The sequence below is a fragment of the Veillonellaceae bacterium genome (genome assembly GCA_012523975.1).
Taxonomy (GTDB): Bacteria; Bacillota; Negativicutes; order JAAYSF01; family JAAYSF01; genus JAAYSF01.
In genome coordinates this window covers 16487-32654 of record JAAYSF010000062.1, presented here as the reverse complement: position 1 = coordinate 32654, position 16168 = coordinate 16487, and the positions used below count along the sequence as shown (strand labels likewise).

The 16168-nt window shown below is 45.4% G+C and carries 15 protein-coding genes and 1 pseudogene; 3 read left to right on the top strand and 13 right to left on the bottom strand.

Annotated features, from left to right (window positions below; genetic code table 11):
* Window positions 1-3 precede the first annotated feature (3 nt).
* The 3 genes and pseudogenes from GX348_08165 to GX348_08155 all read right to left on the bottom strand — a co-directional run bounded on the left by GX348_08165 (window position 4) and on the right by GX348_08155 (window position 3743).
* Window positions 4-174: pseudogene (locus GX348_08165) on the bottom strand (glutamate synthase).
* A gap of 303 nt (window positions 175-477) precedes the next feature.
* Complete coding sequence (gene selB, locus GX348_08160; GenBank protein NLP42152.1) at window positions 478-2361, bottom strand: selenocysteine-specific translation elongation factor; 1884 nt, start codon at window positions 2359-2361, stop codon at window positions 478-480.
* Complete coding sequence (locus tag GX348_08155) at window positions 2358-3743, bottom strand: L-seryl-tRNA(Sec) selenium transferase (GenBank protein ID NLP42151.1); 1386 nt, start codon at window positions 3741-3743, stop codon at window positions 2358-2360. Before GX348_08155 ends, selB begins: the two co-directional genes overlap by 4 nt.
* Window positions 3744-3888: 145 nt before the next feature.
* On the opposite strand from GX348_08155, the gene yyaC reads away from it, so the two are divergent.
* Entirely contained in the window at window positions 3889-4473 is a 585-nt protein-coding gene (yyaC, locus tag GX348_08150; GenBank protein NLP42150.1) for a spore protease YyaC, read from the top strand.
* 262 nt (window positions 4474-4735) lie between these two features.
* Here yyaC and GX348_08145 read toward each other — a convergent pair whose 3' ends face one another.
* From GX348_08145 to GX348_08105, 9 genes are all read right to left on the bottom strand, one after another.
* A complete protein-coding gene (locus tag GX348_08145) occupies window positions 4736-4972 on the bottom strand; it encodes a YkuS family protein (protein NLP42149.1) in 237 nt (78 codons plus the stop codon).
* Between the two features lie 65 nt (window positions 4973-5037).
* Entirely contained in the window at window positions 5038-5436 is a 399-nt protein-coding gene (locus tag GX348_08140) for a polymer-forming cytoskeletal protein (GenBank protein NLP42148.1), read from the bottom strand.
* A 59-nt stretch (window positions 5437-5495) separates the two neighbouring features.
* Window positions 5496-6419 carry a peptidoglycan DD-metalloendopeptidase family protein gene (locus GX348_08135; protein ID NLP42147.1) on the bottom strand — a complete coding sequence of 308 codons (924 nt, stop codon included), beginning with the start codon at window positions 6417-6419 and terminating at the stop codon, window positions 5496-5498.
* Window positions 6420-6487: 68 nt separating this feature from the next.
* On the bottom strand, window positions 6488-7006 hold the full coding sequence (locus tag GX348_08130) for a DUF4446 family protein (protein NLP42146.1): 519 nt from the start codon (window positions 7004-7006) through the stop codon (window positions 6488-6490).
* 32 nt (window positions 7007-7038) lie between these two features.
* Window positions 7039-7719, bottom strand: coding sequence for a DUF554 domain-containing protein (locus GX348_08125; GenBank protein ID NLP42145.1), 681 nt, complete (start codon window positions 7717-7719; stop codon window positions 7039-7041).
* Window positions 7716-8867, bottom strand: a complete 1152-nt coding sequence (locus GX348_08120; protein NLP42144.1) for an aminotransferase class V-fold PLP-dependent enzyme — start codon at window positions 8865-8867, stop codon at window positions 7716-7718. Before GX348_08120 ends, GX348_08125 begins: the two co-directional genes overlap by 4 nt.
* A gap of 13 nt (window positions 8868-8880) precedes the next feature.
* Window positions 8881-10104 carry a [FeFe] hydrogenase H-cluster maturation GTPase HydF gene (gene hydF, locus GX348_08115; protein ID NLP42143.1) on the bottom strand — a complete coding sequence of 408 codons (1224 nt, stop codon included), beginning with the start codon at window positions 10102-10104 and terminating at the stop codon, window positions 8881-8883.
* Window positions 10105-10269: 165 nt separating this feature from the next.
* On the bottom strand, window positions 10270-11169 hold the full coding sequence (locus tag GX348_08110; protein ID NLP42142.1) for a ParB/RepB/Spo0J family partition protein: 900 nt from the start codon (window positions 11167-11169) through the stop codon (window positions 10270-10272).
* The gene (locus GX348_08105) at window positions 11162-11923 is read right to left on the bottom strand and encodes a ParA family protein (GenBank protein NLP42141.1); all 762 of its coding nucleotides are present in this window, start codon (window positions 11921-11923) and stop codon (window positions 11162-11164) included. Before GX348_08105 ends, GX348_08110 begins: the two co-directional genes overlap by 8 nt.
* A 148-nt stretch (window positions 11924-12071) precedes the next feature.
* Here GX348_08105 and GX348_08100 point away from each other — a divergent pair, with 148 nt between their 5' ends.
* Complete coding sequence (locus GX348_08100; GenBank protein NLP42140.1) at window positions 12072-12761, top strand: methionine synthase; 690 nt, start codon at window positions 12072-12074, stop codon at window positions 12759-12761.
* Window positions 12754-15132, top strand: a complete 2379-nt coding sequence (locus tag GX348_08095; protein NLP42139.1) for a dihydropteroate synthase — start codon at window positions 12754-12756, stop codon at window positions 15130-15132. Before GX348_08100 ends, GX348_08095 begins: the two co-directional genes overlap by 8 nt.
* 83 nt (window positions 15133-15215) lie before the next feature.
* On the opposite strand, the gene noc is transcribed toward GX348_08095, so the two are convergent.
* Window positions 15216-16151, bottom strand: a complete 936-nt coding sequence (noc, locus tag GX348_08090; GenBank protein NLP42138.1) for a nucleoid occlusion protein — start codon at window positions 16149-16151, stop codon at window positions 15216-15218.
* Window positions 16152-16168: the final 17 nt, after the last annotated feature.

Here is a 16168-nt window from a genome sequence, read left to right as displayed (position 1 = left end):
TCATGCTACCGATAATAATGGTTTATCTTTGCAATCAGCAAATCTGCCGTAAAGATCCTGCATAACCAGGGCAAAACCTGAGTTGTCGTGACCTTCCTGCTGCGGCAGCATTAAATAAAGCGCCTTAGACGGTTGAAGCGGAACCTTACTTTTTATCGCCCCTATTCTACACATACATCCCACCTCTTTCACATACTTGCTTGAAAATGTAAAAGACCCTGCGCAAGACCGGAACTGAATTCCAGGACCTTCCGCAGGGTCTTTTATACCCACGGTGTAGTGCTATTATGGTGCACTCGTGCCGCTTGGTCCAGTCCACATCGGTGCGGAACCCTAGGCACTCTCCTTTGTCAGCGGGGACCCCCCACTTGTAATCTTTTGTTGAACTTTTGTCCTTGTCTAAAACACATTTCCTTTACAACAATTTTATTATAGAAACGAATTGTTATACTGTCAATATGCATAATAAAATAAAGTTTATTCTGACAAATACAGTATACACTGGCCAGGTCGCCTCACATCTCCATCGCGCACTGTATATTTATGCATATCGAAATATTCAAGCAACGGCAACGCAACCTTGCGCGTAGTGTTAAGCATGTCGCGTAATTCACCCACTGTCAGTGATGGTTTATTAGCAAAATGCTGTTTGAGTAAACCAATAATGTATTGAATTGTTTTGCTGTATACATGCATATCGCCGACTTTTATCAGCATGCCTTGCTTAACAAGCGCCGCACGAACAGCTTTAGCTTTATCAGGTTCCAGCTTAAATTTTTCCATTATTACCGCTTCATTAATGTTTGTCAGACCGACATCAGCCAATAAACTCTCTGCCTGGGAGGTTAACGCTTCTAACCAACCGCCATGCTTTTCAGCATGTGTTTTTAAAGCCCACTCGGCGCCGTCGGCCGCTATTAGCCCTGTGTCGACCCAATGTCCGGCAAGGACATCAAACGATTTGTTGTCGGCGACAGCCAGTCTTTGTTTAACTGCTTCGCGCGATATACCGGACTTGTCAGGAAACCGGCTATGATAATCTGTCAGCAGCAGCTTAGTATTATCAGTCATCTTTTCCAATACCGGCAAAGCCATATAGTATTCACTAATCTTTTTAACTTGGCCGGCCGTCAGCATTTTAGCCAGCGATTGCTCAACAATGCTTTCCCGAATAAACCCCATCTGCGCCAGCAATCCTTTTTTATCTACAAGCCGGCGCTGCTCTAACAGATTAGCTAAAATCACCTCCTGCCAACTTTGCCGGCAGAGTGCGTCAGCCAGCATAATCCGGTTGGCGCTAAGTTTGCGTGAATTAGTACCGGGGGCTATAATCATTGCCCCACCGACAAGATGCTGAGGAGAATAAAGTCTGACAATCCCTCTATCACCGGCTGCCGCATACAGGGGCGCCTCCAGCAGCAAACGCATATATCGGCTTCCGGCGTCCTTAAAACTGTAGATACGGCCCAAATGCTCCCCAGTACCTAGATGCAGCCTAATCCTCGTTCCGCTCGGGACTTCTTCATGCCAGTCAACTATCACATCCCAGTCAGTCCCGGTCTGCCCGCGATCTTGTACGGCTAAGCCCATGCCGCGTGAGATTTCGTCAAGAGTGGCCCCGGTAATGTTGATGGCCGCCCGCTGCCCCGCCAATATTTCTTCAACTTTACTGCCATGTGTTTCAAGGCCGCGTATTCGTACCGGTTTGCCTTCGGGATATAAGAATAAATTATCGCCGGTTTTTGCGCTTCCGGTGAGTACTGAGCCTGTTACAACAGCGCCATGTCCTTTTACGCTAAAGACCCGGTCAACCCACAGCCGGAACGGCGCCTTGCTGTCCCGGGCCGGCAAATTGCGTGCTATCATGGTTATATTTTTCTGCAACTCATCTAGGCCCTGTCCAGTTAATGCCGATACACGGCATAACGGCGCATTAGCTAGGAAAGTTCCTGTTAACTCACTGCACACTTCCTCTTCCACAAGGTCAAGCCATTCGCTGTCAACTTTATCAATTTTATTGATAGCAACAAGACCATGCTTGATTCCGTATAAGTTAAGCATGGCCAAGTGTTCTTTGGTCTGCGGCATTACGCCTTCATCAGCCGCAATTACCAGCATAGCCATATCGATGCCGCCAGTACCGGCTAGCATATTTTTCAAAAACCTCTCGTGTCCCGGTACATCGACAATACCGGCCCTTAAATCATCTGCCAGATTGAGTGAAGCAAAACCTAGGTCAATAGAAATGCCACGTTGCTTCTCTTCCTTTAACCGATCGGTATCCATTCCGGTCAAGGCTTTAATCAGTGCCGATTTGCCATGGTCAACATGCCCTGCAGTGCCGATTATAAGATATTTCATAATACTTCACCTACTATAGCTTTGCAGGCCTCTGCGATTGAGTCCATGTCACCATCTTCGAGACACCTCACGTCAATAATAACCCTGTCACTTTGTACCCTAGCAATAATAGGCACTTTATGGTCCCGCAGTCTTTTTTCCAGTTGAGCGGTACTTATGATGGTCGGCTTTAGCGCAATACCAATGCTGGCCATGCCAATACCCGGCAGCGAGCCGCCCCCGGCCTGCGACTCTATATCAATTTTTTCACAAACCCATTCATCTGGTAAAAAGGCCAGCGCCCGCTTAAGTCTGGCAGCCTTTTCGTCTAACTGCTCGTAGGACATTCTTAGATAACGCTGAACAGGAATAGTTTGTTCAGCATCGCCGAGCTCGTAATCGATTAAGGTGCCTTCCAGCGCCGCCAAAGATAACTTATCAATGCGGATAGCCCTAAGCAGCGGATGCTTTTTCATTTTATCTATATAATCTTTTTTACCGGCAATAATACCGGCCTGGCCGGCCCCCAGTAGTTTATCACCGCTGAAAGTAACAATGTCTATCCCCTTTGCTAGCCGCTCGGCGACTGAAGGCTCGTGCCAATCCCCCAAACTTAGCGGCAGCAGCGTACCACTTCCTAAATCTTCGAGCATGGGTAAATTGTGACGGAGAGCAAGCTGTTTTAATTGAGCATCATCAGGCTGAGCCGTAAACCCGACAATTCGATAATTGCTGGTGTGGACCTTTAAAATTGCTCCGGTATTATCAGTAATGGCATTTTCATAGTCCGAGAGATGTGTTTTATTAGTTGTTCCTACTTCAACTAAGGTTGCCCCGCTCTGCCGCATAACATCGGGTATGCGAAAAGATCCGCCGATTTCTACCAACTGGCCGCGACTTACAATTACTTCACGGCCGCAAGCCAGCGTTGACAGCACTAATAAGACAGCTGCCGCGTTATTGTTAACCACAATAGCATCTTCAGATCCCACAAGCCGTGCAATTCTTTCAGCAATATGCGAGTATCTGGTACCACGCTGCCCGTCTGCAATGTTGTATTCTAAGGTGCTATAGCCGGTCATTACTTTGTTAACAGCGCTGGCAGCCCGCGCTGACAGTGGCGCACGACCAAGATTTGTGTGCAGCACTACCCCGGTGGCATTGACTACCCGCTGTAGACTGGCTTCTTCGCGATTGACAATTATTTGCGCTGCCTGAGCAACGAGCCCTTCTGGTGTTATGTCAAATTCATTTCCTTGCCTTAATTCCTGCCTTGCATTATCTACAACGTTGCGGAGTGCGCTGACTAAGCTTGACTGCGGAAACTTCGCCAAGGAATCACGGCTTTCGGCTATAGCCAGGAGTTTGTCAATCGCCGGTAGATTACGCAGTCTGGCATTAATATTAAGCATTTGATACCCTCCCTATAGCGCGGGATTTCTCAATAATTTGTATTCCCTAATTAACCTATATTTTCCTGTGAAAGTGAATATTATTACCACTTTTGATACATAATGGTACTAGCTTATGTAGAACAGGAGTATCCTTATGCTGAATAACCTGCTTAATTTCCCTAAACCTAGTCCTGAGCTTAAATTCAGTGTTCATCAACCGCAAACTGTCAGCAATATCGCTATTAATATTTCAACTATTGTTAAGCGGGCAAGCCTATCCGGCCATGAGCTTGTAATTGTCTGCATTGGAACCGACCGGTCTACCGGAGATTCCCTCGGCCCCCTGGTGGGCAGTAAAATGCTCGAACTCAACACGCATCCTCATATTTTCGGGACGTTGGATGAACCAGTACATGCAACGAATTTGAACGACACTCTCAAAAATATCCAGTCATCATTTACCAATCCTTATATTTTAGCTATTGATGCTTGTCTAGGTAAACTAGAAAGTGTAGGCTGTGTTTCAATCGGCATCGGCCCTGTTAAGCCCGGAGCAGCAGTAAATAAAGACCTGCCGCCCGTTGGGAATGCCTACATAACCGGCATCGTAAACGTCGGTGGATTTATGGAACATCTCGTTCTTCAGAGTACCCGACTTAACTTAGTAATGAAAATGGCTGATACCATCGCTATCGGCGTTACTTCGGCATTGAAGGATCAGCGCCTAAACATTAATTAAAAAATCAGGGGCCGTTCAACGGCACCCTGATTTTATATCCGATGACTAACCCGCTCTATGATCCCGCTTCATCTCATTAACAACCTGTAATCCCTTTCCTTGACGGCTAGGGAACAGGTTGTAAAATTCGAAATAAGTTCGCTCTAAGGGTCTGCGGACCCAAGGCTCACTTATACAAGCGGAAATAAGAGTGACTAAGTCCCTGGATAATTCCGATTAGAATTCAGATGACGTTAAAATACCATCTGAATTAAGTCTCCATTTATAGTTTTTCAAGCTCTTCAAGAATATCAGTTGGAGTTTTGCCGGAAGCATTGATGACCGGTACGTTTGTTACAACGTCCTGCATGTTCATTAGATTGATGTCAAGTCCACTTAATACAATGGCATCCACAGTATCCATATCAGCGTTATCAAGCGGTACCACTTCATAGCCACTAGTTTCTAAGGCTTCAAACAGGTTGCTTAGATTTTTTTCGACAGCAATAAGTCCTTGCATGCTCTCACCTCCAGCCTTAGATTTACCAAATCTAAAGCTAATTATCCAATAATAAAACGCTCAGGCTATTTGCCTGAGCGTTTATTATTATCACCTTTTTGTGGGCTCTCCTCAATATTATTAAGCATTTGGCAGGCGCCTTTAAAAACTGCGCCTTCACCAATGATAAGCGCGCCTACCTTAATATCGCCATAAAGTTTTGCTGTTGGCAAAAGCTCAAGGCGGCCGCTGACAGAAACATTACCCTTAACAAACCCAGCAATTGTAGCATTAGCAGCCGTTATCTGGGCCATGGCCTTGCCATTTTGGCCAATTACCGCGGTTGCCTTAGTCTCCAATTCGCCTTCCAACGTTCCGTCTACGCGAACCGATCCTTTAGCCGAAATAGACCCTTTGACGGTTGTCTCCTGACCAACTACTGTTTCAACTTCTTCACTTAATACAGGTTTTTTTTTGCCAAACATTTATTCACACTGCCTTTCGCAAGATTAGTGCACTTAAACACCATACGCCGGTAATTAGGCTATAAGAAGTTAGCCGGATTAACGGCCGTCCCATTGACTCTTACCTCATAATGGACATGAGAACCGGTGCTCCAGCCGGTACTGCCCATATAGGCAATGACTTCGCCTTTTTCCACCTGCTGGCCTTCGCGCACATTATTTTGCGAATTGTGAGCATAAAGAGTAACTATGCCGTTACCATGGTCAATCTTAACCATTTTCCCGTACCCGCTGTACCAGCCGCTGTGAACAACCTCACCGGCTGCTGTAGCAATAATCGGGGTTCCTGTACTATTGGCTATATCAATACCAGGATGCCAGTCACTGCCTCCACCGAATGGTGAACTCCGCCAGCCAAAGCGTGATGTTACTTCACCGCTAGCCGGCCATAATGAAGGAGTGGCGTTGAACCTAGCGTTTCGTTCGATTAGGATCTCCCGCAGGTTAGTTAGACTTTCTTCGCGATATTTAATCTGATCTTTAAGATTTGCAACATAATCATTAAGTTCATTTAAGGATGGTTTGACAATAGGTCCACCTTGTCCGCCATTAGAAATATTCGGTCTGACAACCCCAGACCGTGAGACCTCAGGCTGTTCGTCAGCGTTTACCATGCGGCGAATTTCAGTATCAAGAATGTTCAGCCGATCCATATCGCGCTGTAATTCCGCCGTGGCCTGAGTTAATTGTTCAAGCTGCTGATGCTGAGCCCCATTTGTTTGGCGAAGAGCCTCTAACTCGGCTCTTTCGGCATAGGCTGCCCTAATTGTAGCAGTATACTTTAATCCAAAGCCGGCTCCAACTACTAATAAGAGGCAGATTAGGCCTGATACTACTTTAATTGCTTTAATCGGTATTTTTATACTGCGGATAGCCTGGCCGTTATGTGGCACAAACATTAAGGTATACTCTCGCCTATCTGGTGCAGATTTTTTATCGTCCAAAATCCAACCTCCTAACAAGCAAAAAGGCTTACAGCACCATATATTCGGCAAATTTTGGTATACACCTGCTAGCTTGGATTATTTTTTTTCATAGCCAATTCCAAGGCTTGTTTCTCCTCATTTGTTAAAAAGTATGAAGATTGCCCGTCTACCACTGGTTTCGCATATGATCGTGATTCACTCCGTCCGAAAATACTAGATAATATAACGCCATTATTATTTCCGTCGAGTAAAGCAACGGCATAACTGAGATCACTCCCAGTATCTTCAAAGGCATTGAATCTAACAATTCCCATCTTCTGAACACAAGACTTTGAGATATTCTCCATCTGACTGCAAGCTGCTGAAAGCTGCTCAACTTTGGCTACTGTCTGCCGAACCTCATCAATATGCCCCATTAGCAGGCGCTCAATATTTACCCCTTCCATACCCTGCATCATTTTACGATAGCGGCGGTTCATCTTTGCCATTTTGATATTTATATTAATAAAAATAATTAGTGCTAACAGTATCATAACTGTCATGCCTAATAGGACATATTGCAGATTCCCCATAACCAGAGTTGAGAACAGCGTTAAATACTCCATGATTCTCTCTCACCTTTCAAGCGATAAAATAATTACATTGGCCAAAAAGCAGCAATCACAGCCGCGACAGGAATAGCAGGCAACAAATTTGCAACCTTAATCTCTTTGATTTCCAACATTAAGAGGCATATACCGACAATCAACAACCCGCCGACTGCCGTCATTTCGGTGACCGAACTGTCCGGCAATATATTGCCAAAGGCCATAGCTAATAATGTCAGCGTACCTTGATACACAAAAATGGAAATACTTGAAAATGCCACCCCTATTCCCATACTTGAACCAAAGATAATTGCCGTTAATCCATCAAGAGCAGATTTAGCAAATAAGGTACTTGTGTCTCCGGTTAATCCTTCTTGAATTGAACCGACTACTGCCATTGCACCGACGCAATATACCAAACTGGCAGTAACAAACCCCCTACCGACATCGCCGTATTTACTGCCCAATCGCTCTGACAGCCGATCACCGGCTTTTTTAAGCATTTTATCAATATTAATTGCTTCGCCGATTATTCCCCCTAGAGCCATACTAATTATAACAACAAGCATATTTTGTGTCTTAAACGCCATTTGCAAACCAATCAAACCAACTACCAACGCTATCCCCTGCATTATGGTTGCTTGGTATTTGTCCGGAATCCCCCGCTTCAGCATTAGGCCAATGCCCGATCCAATCAATACCGCAACGACATTTACCAACGTGCCTGTCATTTAAATCTTCTCCTTCTACCAAGTGCATTAACTGCAGCTAGTGCATTATCAACATCTTCTTTACTATTGAAATACCCGGGGCTGAACCTAACAGTCCCCGTATTAATCGTACCAATTGTCCGGTGAGCCCACGGCGCACAATGCAAACCGGCTCGACAGGCAATTTCAAACTCACTGTCTAAAAGGTGAGCAACCTCACCGCCGTCCATGCCCTCAATATTAAATGAAACAACAGCAGTCCTATCGTTAGTGCTGATTGGACCGTAAACTTCTACCTCGGGAATATTATTCAAACCGTCAATCAGCTTTTTAGCAAGTTCTAATTCCTTAACACGAATATTTTCCTGCCCAGTCTTCAAAATAAACTTAACACCGGCTAAGAGACCGGCAATTCCGGGTGTATTGGGCGTGCCGCTTTCCAGTCGGTCCGGCAGAAACTCCGGCTGAATATCTAATTCAGAAAGGCTTCCCGTCCCGCCATACCTTAGCGGGCTGATCTCAACGCCGGGTCTAACATACAGTCCGCCTGTCCCCTGCGGACCAAAGAGTCCTTTATGACCGCTAAAAGCCAGCATATCTATATTCATTTGCTCAACGTCAATCATTTCTACCCCGGCAGTTTGGGCAGCATCAACAATAAAGAGACTGCCGTATTGCACTGCCATAGCCCCGACTTCAGCAATGGACATAATTGTTCCGGTAACATTCGAGGCGTGGCTCATAACTACAGCTTTTGCGCCGGTCTTTAACGCCTGTTCGACAGCCGATAAATCCGTCCTGCCTTGTTTGTCGCTTACGACAACCGTCAGGTTAGTGCCGCATTTTTCCAAACTTCGTAGCGGTCTGGCTATGGCATTGTGTTCCATTGAAGTTGTCACAATATGATCAACGGCTTTTAATGACCCTAAAATTGCTGTATTTAATGCATCGGTAGCATTATAGGTGAAAATAATATTTGTCGGCTGTTTTATATTAAGCAGTTGAGCAAGGGCTTCTCTTGCTTGATACAGAATATGACCGGCCATTCTAGCGTTACCATGTCCGCCTCGTCCAGGATTACCGCCAATTCCGCGCAGACAGGTATCTACCGCCAGATAAACTTCTTCCGGCTTAGGCCAGGTTGTCGCTGCATTATCAAGATAAATCACATCATCCCCACCATTATTGACTAATTATCTGCTTAATCTCGGGAAAAGGCGCTAATGCCCGGTCAAGGATGCCATTAAGATAGGCAATCAGCAGGCCATAATTAACGATTGGTACGGAGCTCTTCCGTATAACACTTAACCTGTTTAGCATTTCCCGCCGGGTAATCATGCATGCTCCACAATGGACAACAAGCTTATATTGCTGTAAATCGGCCGGAAATTGGCCACCAGAGATCCAGGTATAGCTTAACTCACCGCCGACAGCTTGATTCAGCCAACGGGGAATTTTAACTGTGCCGATATCGTCTTGCTGACGATGGTGGGTGCAGGCCTCAGCTATTAATACCTTGTCGCCAGGTTTCAGAGCTTGTATAGCCTTAGCGCCGGCAGCAAAAGTCGCCAAGTCGCCTTTATGCCGTGCAAACAGCACTGAAAATGATGTTAATGCAACATCATTCGGTGTAGCTTGGTCCACTTGCTTAAAAATCTGCGAGTCGGTTACTACTAATTTGGGCGGAGTCCGGAGCAGTGCCAGGCTTCCCGCTAATTGATTTTCTTTTACAATTAGACCGCACGCGTCATTGTCAATAATATCCCGCAGCGTTTGTACCTGGGGCAAGATCAACCGGCCCCTAGGCGCTGCTGAATCAATTGGTACTACTAGTATAACAGTATCGCCTTTATCGATTAAATCACCGATTATTGGCGGCCCTTCCCAATCAGACGGTGCTTTTTCAATGATACAACTTTTTAACTCCTCGATACCTTGCCCAGTCAAAGCGCTTACTATCACAAATTTCAGCCCTGTCTTTTCTTCGTAGGCCGGAATACTCGATTCAGGCTGAATTACCATATCACTTTTGTTCATTACTCCGATAACTGGTATATCACGATCTTTAATCCCAGTTACAAAATCCAACTCAAACTGACTTAATTCGGCAGTTGCATCAATAACCAGAACAGCAATATCAGCCTTACTCAGCACATCTTTGGTTCGCTGAACACGCATTTCACCAAGTTGACCAACATCATCAACTCCGGCCGTATCGATAATCACAACAGGGCCAATCGGTGGTATTTCCATTGCTTTAGCAACTGGGTCGGTAGTCGTTCCCGGAACATCAGATACTAAAGCAACCTCTTGCTTAGTCAACGCATTGATAAGGCTTGATTTACCAGCATTCCGCCGGCCAAATATAGCAATATGCAAACGGGAACCTTTAGGAGTTTCTTGCATAACGACCTCCTTGATTAAAAAAACGCCAGCGTGGTCCAATGCTTTCGCGCCAAACCCTTCGCATGCATGGCGAATTTAGCGGTTAGAAATTTGTAAATACTGGTTAGATTTAAAAAGTTATTATGTTTCACGTGAAACATAATAACTTTTTATCAAACCTCTCATTTAAACAATGAATGCACCGCGGGGCTTGGTTGCAGCAGCCATTTGCTGGGCAGTCAGCACTTCAATAATTCGGTCGAGATCCTCGGCTGTATAAAATTCTATTTCAATCTTACTCTTGAGTTTACCCGGTTTAATTTTTACTTGTGTGCCGAGCAAGAGTTTTAAGCGATCCTCGACCTCGACAACGAATATATCCTTATCTTCCGCAGGTTGTTGCTGCTGTCGCTGTTGACGGGGTTTAGCGGCTAGCCGCCGAACAAGTTCCTCTGCATCACGAGCCGAAAGGTCTTCCTCAATTATCATCTCGGCAGCCTCTATCTGGAGTTCCGCAGACTCTAATGTTAAGAGCGGTTTAGCTTGGCCCATTGATAATGTTCCACGTGAAACATATTCTTGAATGGTTTTAGGAAGATTTAAAAGCCTAATAGTATTGGCTATAAGGGACCGGCTGCGGCCAATCTTTTTGGCTACCTCCTCTTGGGTTAATCCGAACTTTTCCATTAAGCTGCGATATGCCAGTGCTTCCTCCACCGGATTTAAGTTTTGACGCTGCAAATTCTCAATCAGGGCTATCTCAGTCATTTCAGCATCAGTATATTCACGAACAACCGCCGGAATTTTTTTTAATCCTGCTGCTTTAGATGCCCGCCAGCGCCTTTCACCAGCTACCAGTTCATACCCTTTAAGTGTCTTTCGGACAACAACTGGTTGGATAACCCCATACTGTTTTACAGACTGAATAAGCTCTGCCATTGCTTCATCATCAAAAACCCGCCGGGGCTGAAATGGATTAGGCTTGATTCCTTGCACGTCTATCTCATTTACATCCTGGTCATGAGACGTTGCTCCAGACAACAGTGCATCTAAACCGCGCCCTAAACCACGGGCTTGTTTATTCATCACCAATCACCTCTTTAGCTAACTCAAAATACACTTCAGCCCCTTTTGATTTGGGATCATATTTAATAACAGGCTGACCATGACTTGGGGCCTCACTGAGTCGGACATTGCGTGGTATTATAGTCTTGTACACTTTGTGCCGGAAATGATTTTTCACTTCATCAACAACCTGAATAGAGAGGTTAGTGCGAGCATCAAACATTGTCAGCACCACTCCTTCTAAGGTTAGTGCTGGATTTAAGTTTCGCTGCACTAGCGTAACAGTCTTCATTAACTGGGATAATCCTTCTAAGGCATAAAACTCGCATTGAATGGGAACCAGAACAGAATTAGCAGCGGTAAGTGAATTAATCGTTAACAATCCTAACGACGGCGGACAGTCAATTATTACATAGTCATAATCATATTTAATTTTATCCAAGGCTCGCTTTAGTTTCGTTTCACGCGACATAATTGATACTAGTTCAATTTCGGCTCCAGCTAATTGAATGGTTGCTGGCAGCAAGTCCAAGTTCTTAACCTGTGTCGATAGTTTTATCGAAGTAAACGCTACATCATTAACCAAGGCATCATATACACAATGCTCAATATTGGCCTTGTCAACGCCGAGTCCGCTTGTTGAGTTGCCTTGAGGGTCAATATCAACTAGCAGGACTTTCTTGCCAAGCTCAGCTAAACAAGCGCTTAAGTTTACGGATGTAGTAGTTTTCCCGACACCACCTTTTTGATTTGCGATTGCAATTACCTTAACCAAAAGTTCCACCTCTATCCCAAAAACTAATTTACTTCTTTCCACGCTCTTGATAAATATCCTGCCAATCTTTACGTCAATAATAATTCTATATTGTAATCTAAGCTCGAAATAGATATAATTTAGCTATATTTCTCAGGGGGGACTTAATTTGCCAATTTATTTTCCGACACTGACATCCATAGATATTGCTGAAACAAGGCGTTATGCCGGACTAGCAAAGAAGCCTGATTTTCAAACTACTATGCTTGAAGCTATCTGCTTTGAGGCTCAATTGTTGGCTACACCTCGCGCTTCTTGGTCAATTTACCCGTATGACAGCTGCCGGGGACTAATCTTATCACAGCCGAAACTTGAATTAACCGGTAAATCGATAAAGAAGCACTTAACTGCAGCCGTAGATATTGCTGTACTATCGGTAACAGTCGGTGAAAAAATTGAGCAAACAGTTACAGACTATTTTGGTCAAGGCCGCTATACAGAAGCCCTGCTGCTGGACGCGGCCGCTACCACTGCCGTCGAAATGGCCGCCGACCAAATCAATTCAATAATCGTCCAAGAGGCGCAAAAAAATGGTTTGACTGCTATCAGCCGCTTTAGCCCAGGTTATGACGACTGGAACATTACCGTTCAACCTACTATACTTCAGCTTTCTCAAGGCGAAACCATTGGCATAACGACAACCTCAAGCTGCATGTTGATACCGCGTAAGTCAATTACGGCTGTAATCGGTCTACTGCCAACTGATGTTAAGCCTAATCCGCCAGAACACAATAACCACAACTGCCAAAGTTGCAGCCAGGATGATTGCTCATTCAGAAAGGAGTCAATAAATGATTAAAATCTTTGACGGAGCAATGGGAACAATGCTCCAACAAGCCGGCCTTGCGGCAGGAGCCTGTCCCGAGCTGTGGAACCTTGAAAAACCGGAGGCTGTTACCGCTATCCATCGTCAATATATCGAGCATGGCGCTAACATTATTGAGACTAATACCTTTGGCGCTAACCGGATAAAGCTAGCCCACTACGGCTTAGCAGATAAAGTTCAGCTCCTTAATACCGCAGCAGTAAATGCCGCCCGCCAAGCTGCCGGTTCTGCTGTAAAAATCGCCGGTTCAGTCGGGCCTACCGGAAAATTCATTGCCCCGCTCGGTGAACTGGCCTTTGAAGATGCTTACCAAGTATATAAAGAGCAAATTTCAGCCCTAACCTCAGCCGGCGTTGATATGATATTAATTGAAACAATTATTGATATCCAAGAAATGCGGGCCGCCCTGTTGGCCGCGAAAGCCGTGACAGATATGACGGTTATTTGTCAGTTGTCCTTTGGTTCGGATGGGCGCACCGTAACCGGCACCGACCCGGTCACTGCCGCTATCTTACTTGATGCAATGGGAGCCGATGTAATCGGCGCCAACTGTTCACTTGGACCAGCCCAGCTCTTACCGATTGCTCAGGCGCTAGCCTCAGCCACTACCCGTCCGATCAGCATTCAGGCGAACGCCGGCATGCCACAATTAATCAACGGCGAAACCGTCTTCCCCATGGGGCCGGACGAAATGGCTGCTTGGGTACCAAAGCTCATTCAAGCCGGGGTCAGTTATTTAGGCGGCTGTTGCGGCACCACTCCTGCCCATATTAAAGCAATTTCACTAGCTGCCGCCAAATCAGGCATGCCACACCAACAAATATGTTTACATAACAAAACAACAGCGGTTACCAGCCGCAGTAAAACAGTCTTTATGGGCGCGAATCTGCCGACAGTAATTATCGGCGAACGCATTAATCCTACCGGCCGGAAGCAGTTGTCCGCCGATATTAAAGCAGGCAACTTTGCCTCGGTAAAAAAAGAAGCCCTGCAGCAAATTCGTGCCGGGGCGCATATCCTTGATGTTAATATGGGGGTTCCGGGCATCAATCAGGCTGCCGCAATGGCCCAAGCGGTAAATGATTTGTCAATGCTTGTCGATGCACCCTTAGCAATTGATACAAGTGATACCGAAGCCTTAGAAGCTGGTCTGAGAATCTATCCCGGCCGTGCTTTAATAAACTCAGTAAGTGCCGAACCTGATCGGCTTGAGCAATTTCTGCCGCTAGCCAAGAAATACGGCGCTGCCATCTTATGTCTTCCACTATCAGATAAAGGCGTTCCGGCAACAGCCAGTGAGCGGGTTACCGTTGCCAGACATATTATTCACAAAGCCTTGGAGGCCGGTCTTAGGCCGCAGGACTTTGTACTTGATGCCCTCGTTTTAACCGTTGCTGCGGATGAGCATGCGGCAGCCGAAACTCTTAAAACGCTGCGCCTCTACCGGAAATACTTTGGCTATCCGACAACAATGGGCTTAAGTAATATCTCTTACGGCCTGCCGCAGCGCGAGCTTGTTAATGCCTCATTCGCGGCGATGGCCTTGTCAGCAGGCTTGGACGCCCCTATTCTCAATCCTTATAATCCGATGATGAAAGATACCTTAGCTACGTCTGCAGTACTGCTCGGTTATGACCGGAGCGGCCGCAGCTACAGCAAAGACTTTGCCGCACGGCAGGCGGTAGCAAACAATAAACCAGAAGCACAGCAGTCAAATGATATTCTCAGCACCATACGTCAGGCAGTTATCGACGGGGAAAAGGAAAGCATTGTACCTCTCGTCAGACAAGCGATTAGTCAAAACTACAGTACAATAGAAATCACTGATAAAGCCTTGACTGCCGCTATGAACATAATTGGCGAAGACTTCGGTGCCGGCCGCTGTTTCTTGCCGCAAGTTCTGCTGTCGGCTGAAACAATGCGGGCTGCCTTTACAACAATCAAAGAAACCCTGCCTTCAGCACAAACGGCTCAGCTCGGTACTGTAGTCCTTGCCACAGTAAAGGGCGATATTCATGACCTTGGTAAAAATATTGTCGCCGCTCTTCTTGAAAACAATGGCTTTAAGGTGATTGACTTAGGCAAAGATGTAGCGGCTGAAACAATTGTTGATGCCGTCAAACAGCATCAGGCAGACGTAGTCGGTCTTTGTGCCCTAATGACAACAACTATGCCGCAGATTGATCAGACCATAAAGCTTATCAAAGACAGCGGCATAACCTGCCGAACAATGGTAGGCGGGGCTGTGCTTACCGCCGAGTACGCACAGCAGGCAGGAGCAGACGCTTATGCATCAGACGGAGTGACTGCCGTAAAACAGGCAAAAAAACTTATAGCACGATAATCTCGCAAAACCCTTCACGTACATGACGGTTAGAAATTTAAAATTAAGAATAAGAAAGCTCTCCCGTAATGGGAGAGCTCATTTTAGCGTCGTTTCGGTATTCGCAGATTTATTGTAATAAAATCATCATCCTGGTCTTGTTTTATCTTTATCTTCAACCCAGTTTTTTTCATTTCGCCGACAACTTTATTGATTGTATTTAAGAAAATCCTTACATCCTTAACAATTCTTACAACATTACGCTTAGGTTTGGCTTTTTCTGACATTTCCCGGGAAATTTCCGCAAGAACATCCTCAATCAGACCTTCTGTTTCCCTTACATTAAGATTTTTTTCGCGAACTGTGTCAAGCACTTGCATCTGCAGTACCGGATCATTTAGCTTTAACATAGAGCGCGCATGCCGTTCAGTAAGATTTTCTTTAACAATGATACTTCTAACTTCACTGTCCAGTTTTAATAAGCGCAGCTTATTAGCGATAGTTGATTGCGTCTTTCCTACTCTTTTGGCTAGTTCCTCCTGAGTAAAGCCGAAACTGGATATAAGCGATTGATAGCCTTCAGCCTCCTCCAAATAATGAAGGTCTTCCCGCTGCAAGTTCTCAATCATGGCCAACTCGGCCATTTCCTGATCACTTAAATCCTTAAATATGACCGGAACATGAGTCAGTCCGGCCAGCCTCGAGGCTCGAAGCCGGCGTTCACCCGCTACAAGCTCGTAACCGACATCAGTTCTCCGTACCAGCAAGGGCTGAATAACGCCAAATTCTTTGATAGAGGACGATAATTCCTGCAAAGATTCCTCGTTAAACGTCTTACGAGGCTGAAACGGATTTGGCACAATACTATCAACACTTACTTGCTTAACTTCATTAGAATTAAATATATCTATTTCCTGCGATTCATTAACGTCTGTGTTTTCAATATGTTCGAGATTATTATCTTCAGCCGGATTGTTATCTTCAGGATTTGCTTTAGGTTTTTCCTCATTAAACCTAAATAATCTGGCTAGATTTCTCATCCGTACACCGCCTTACC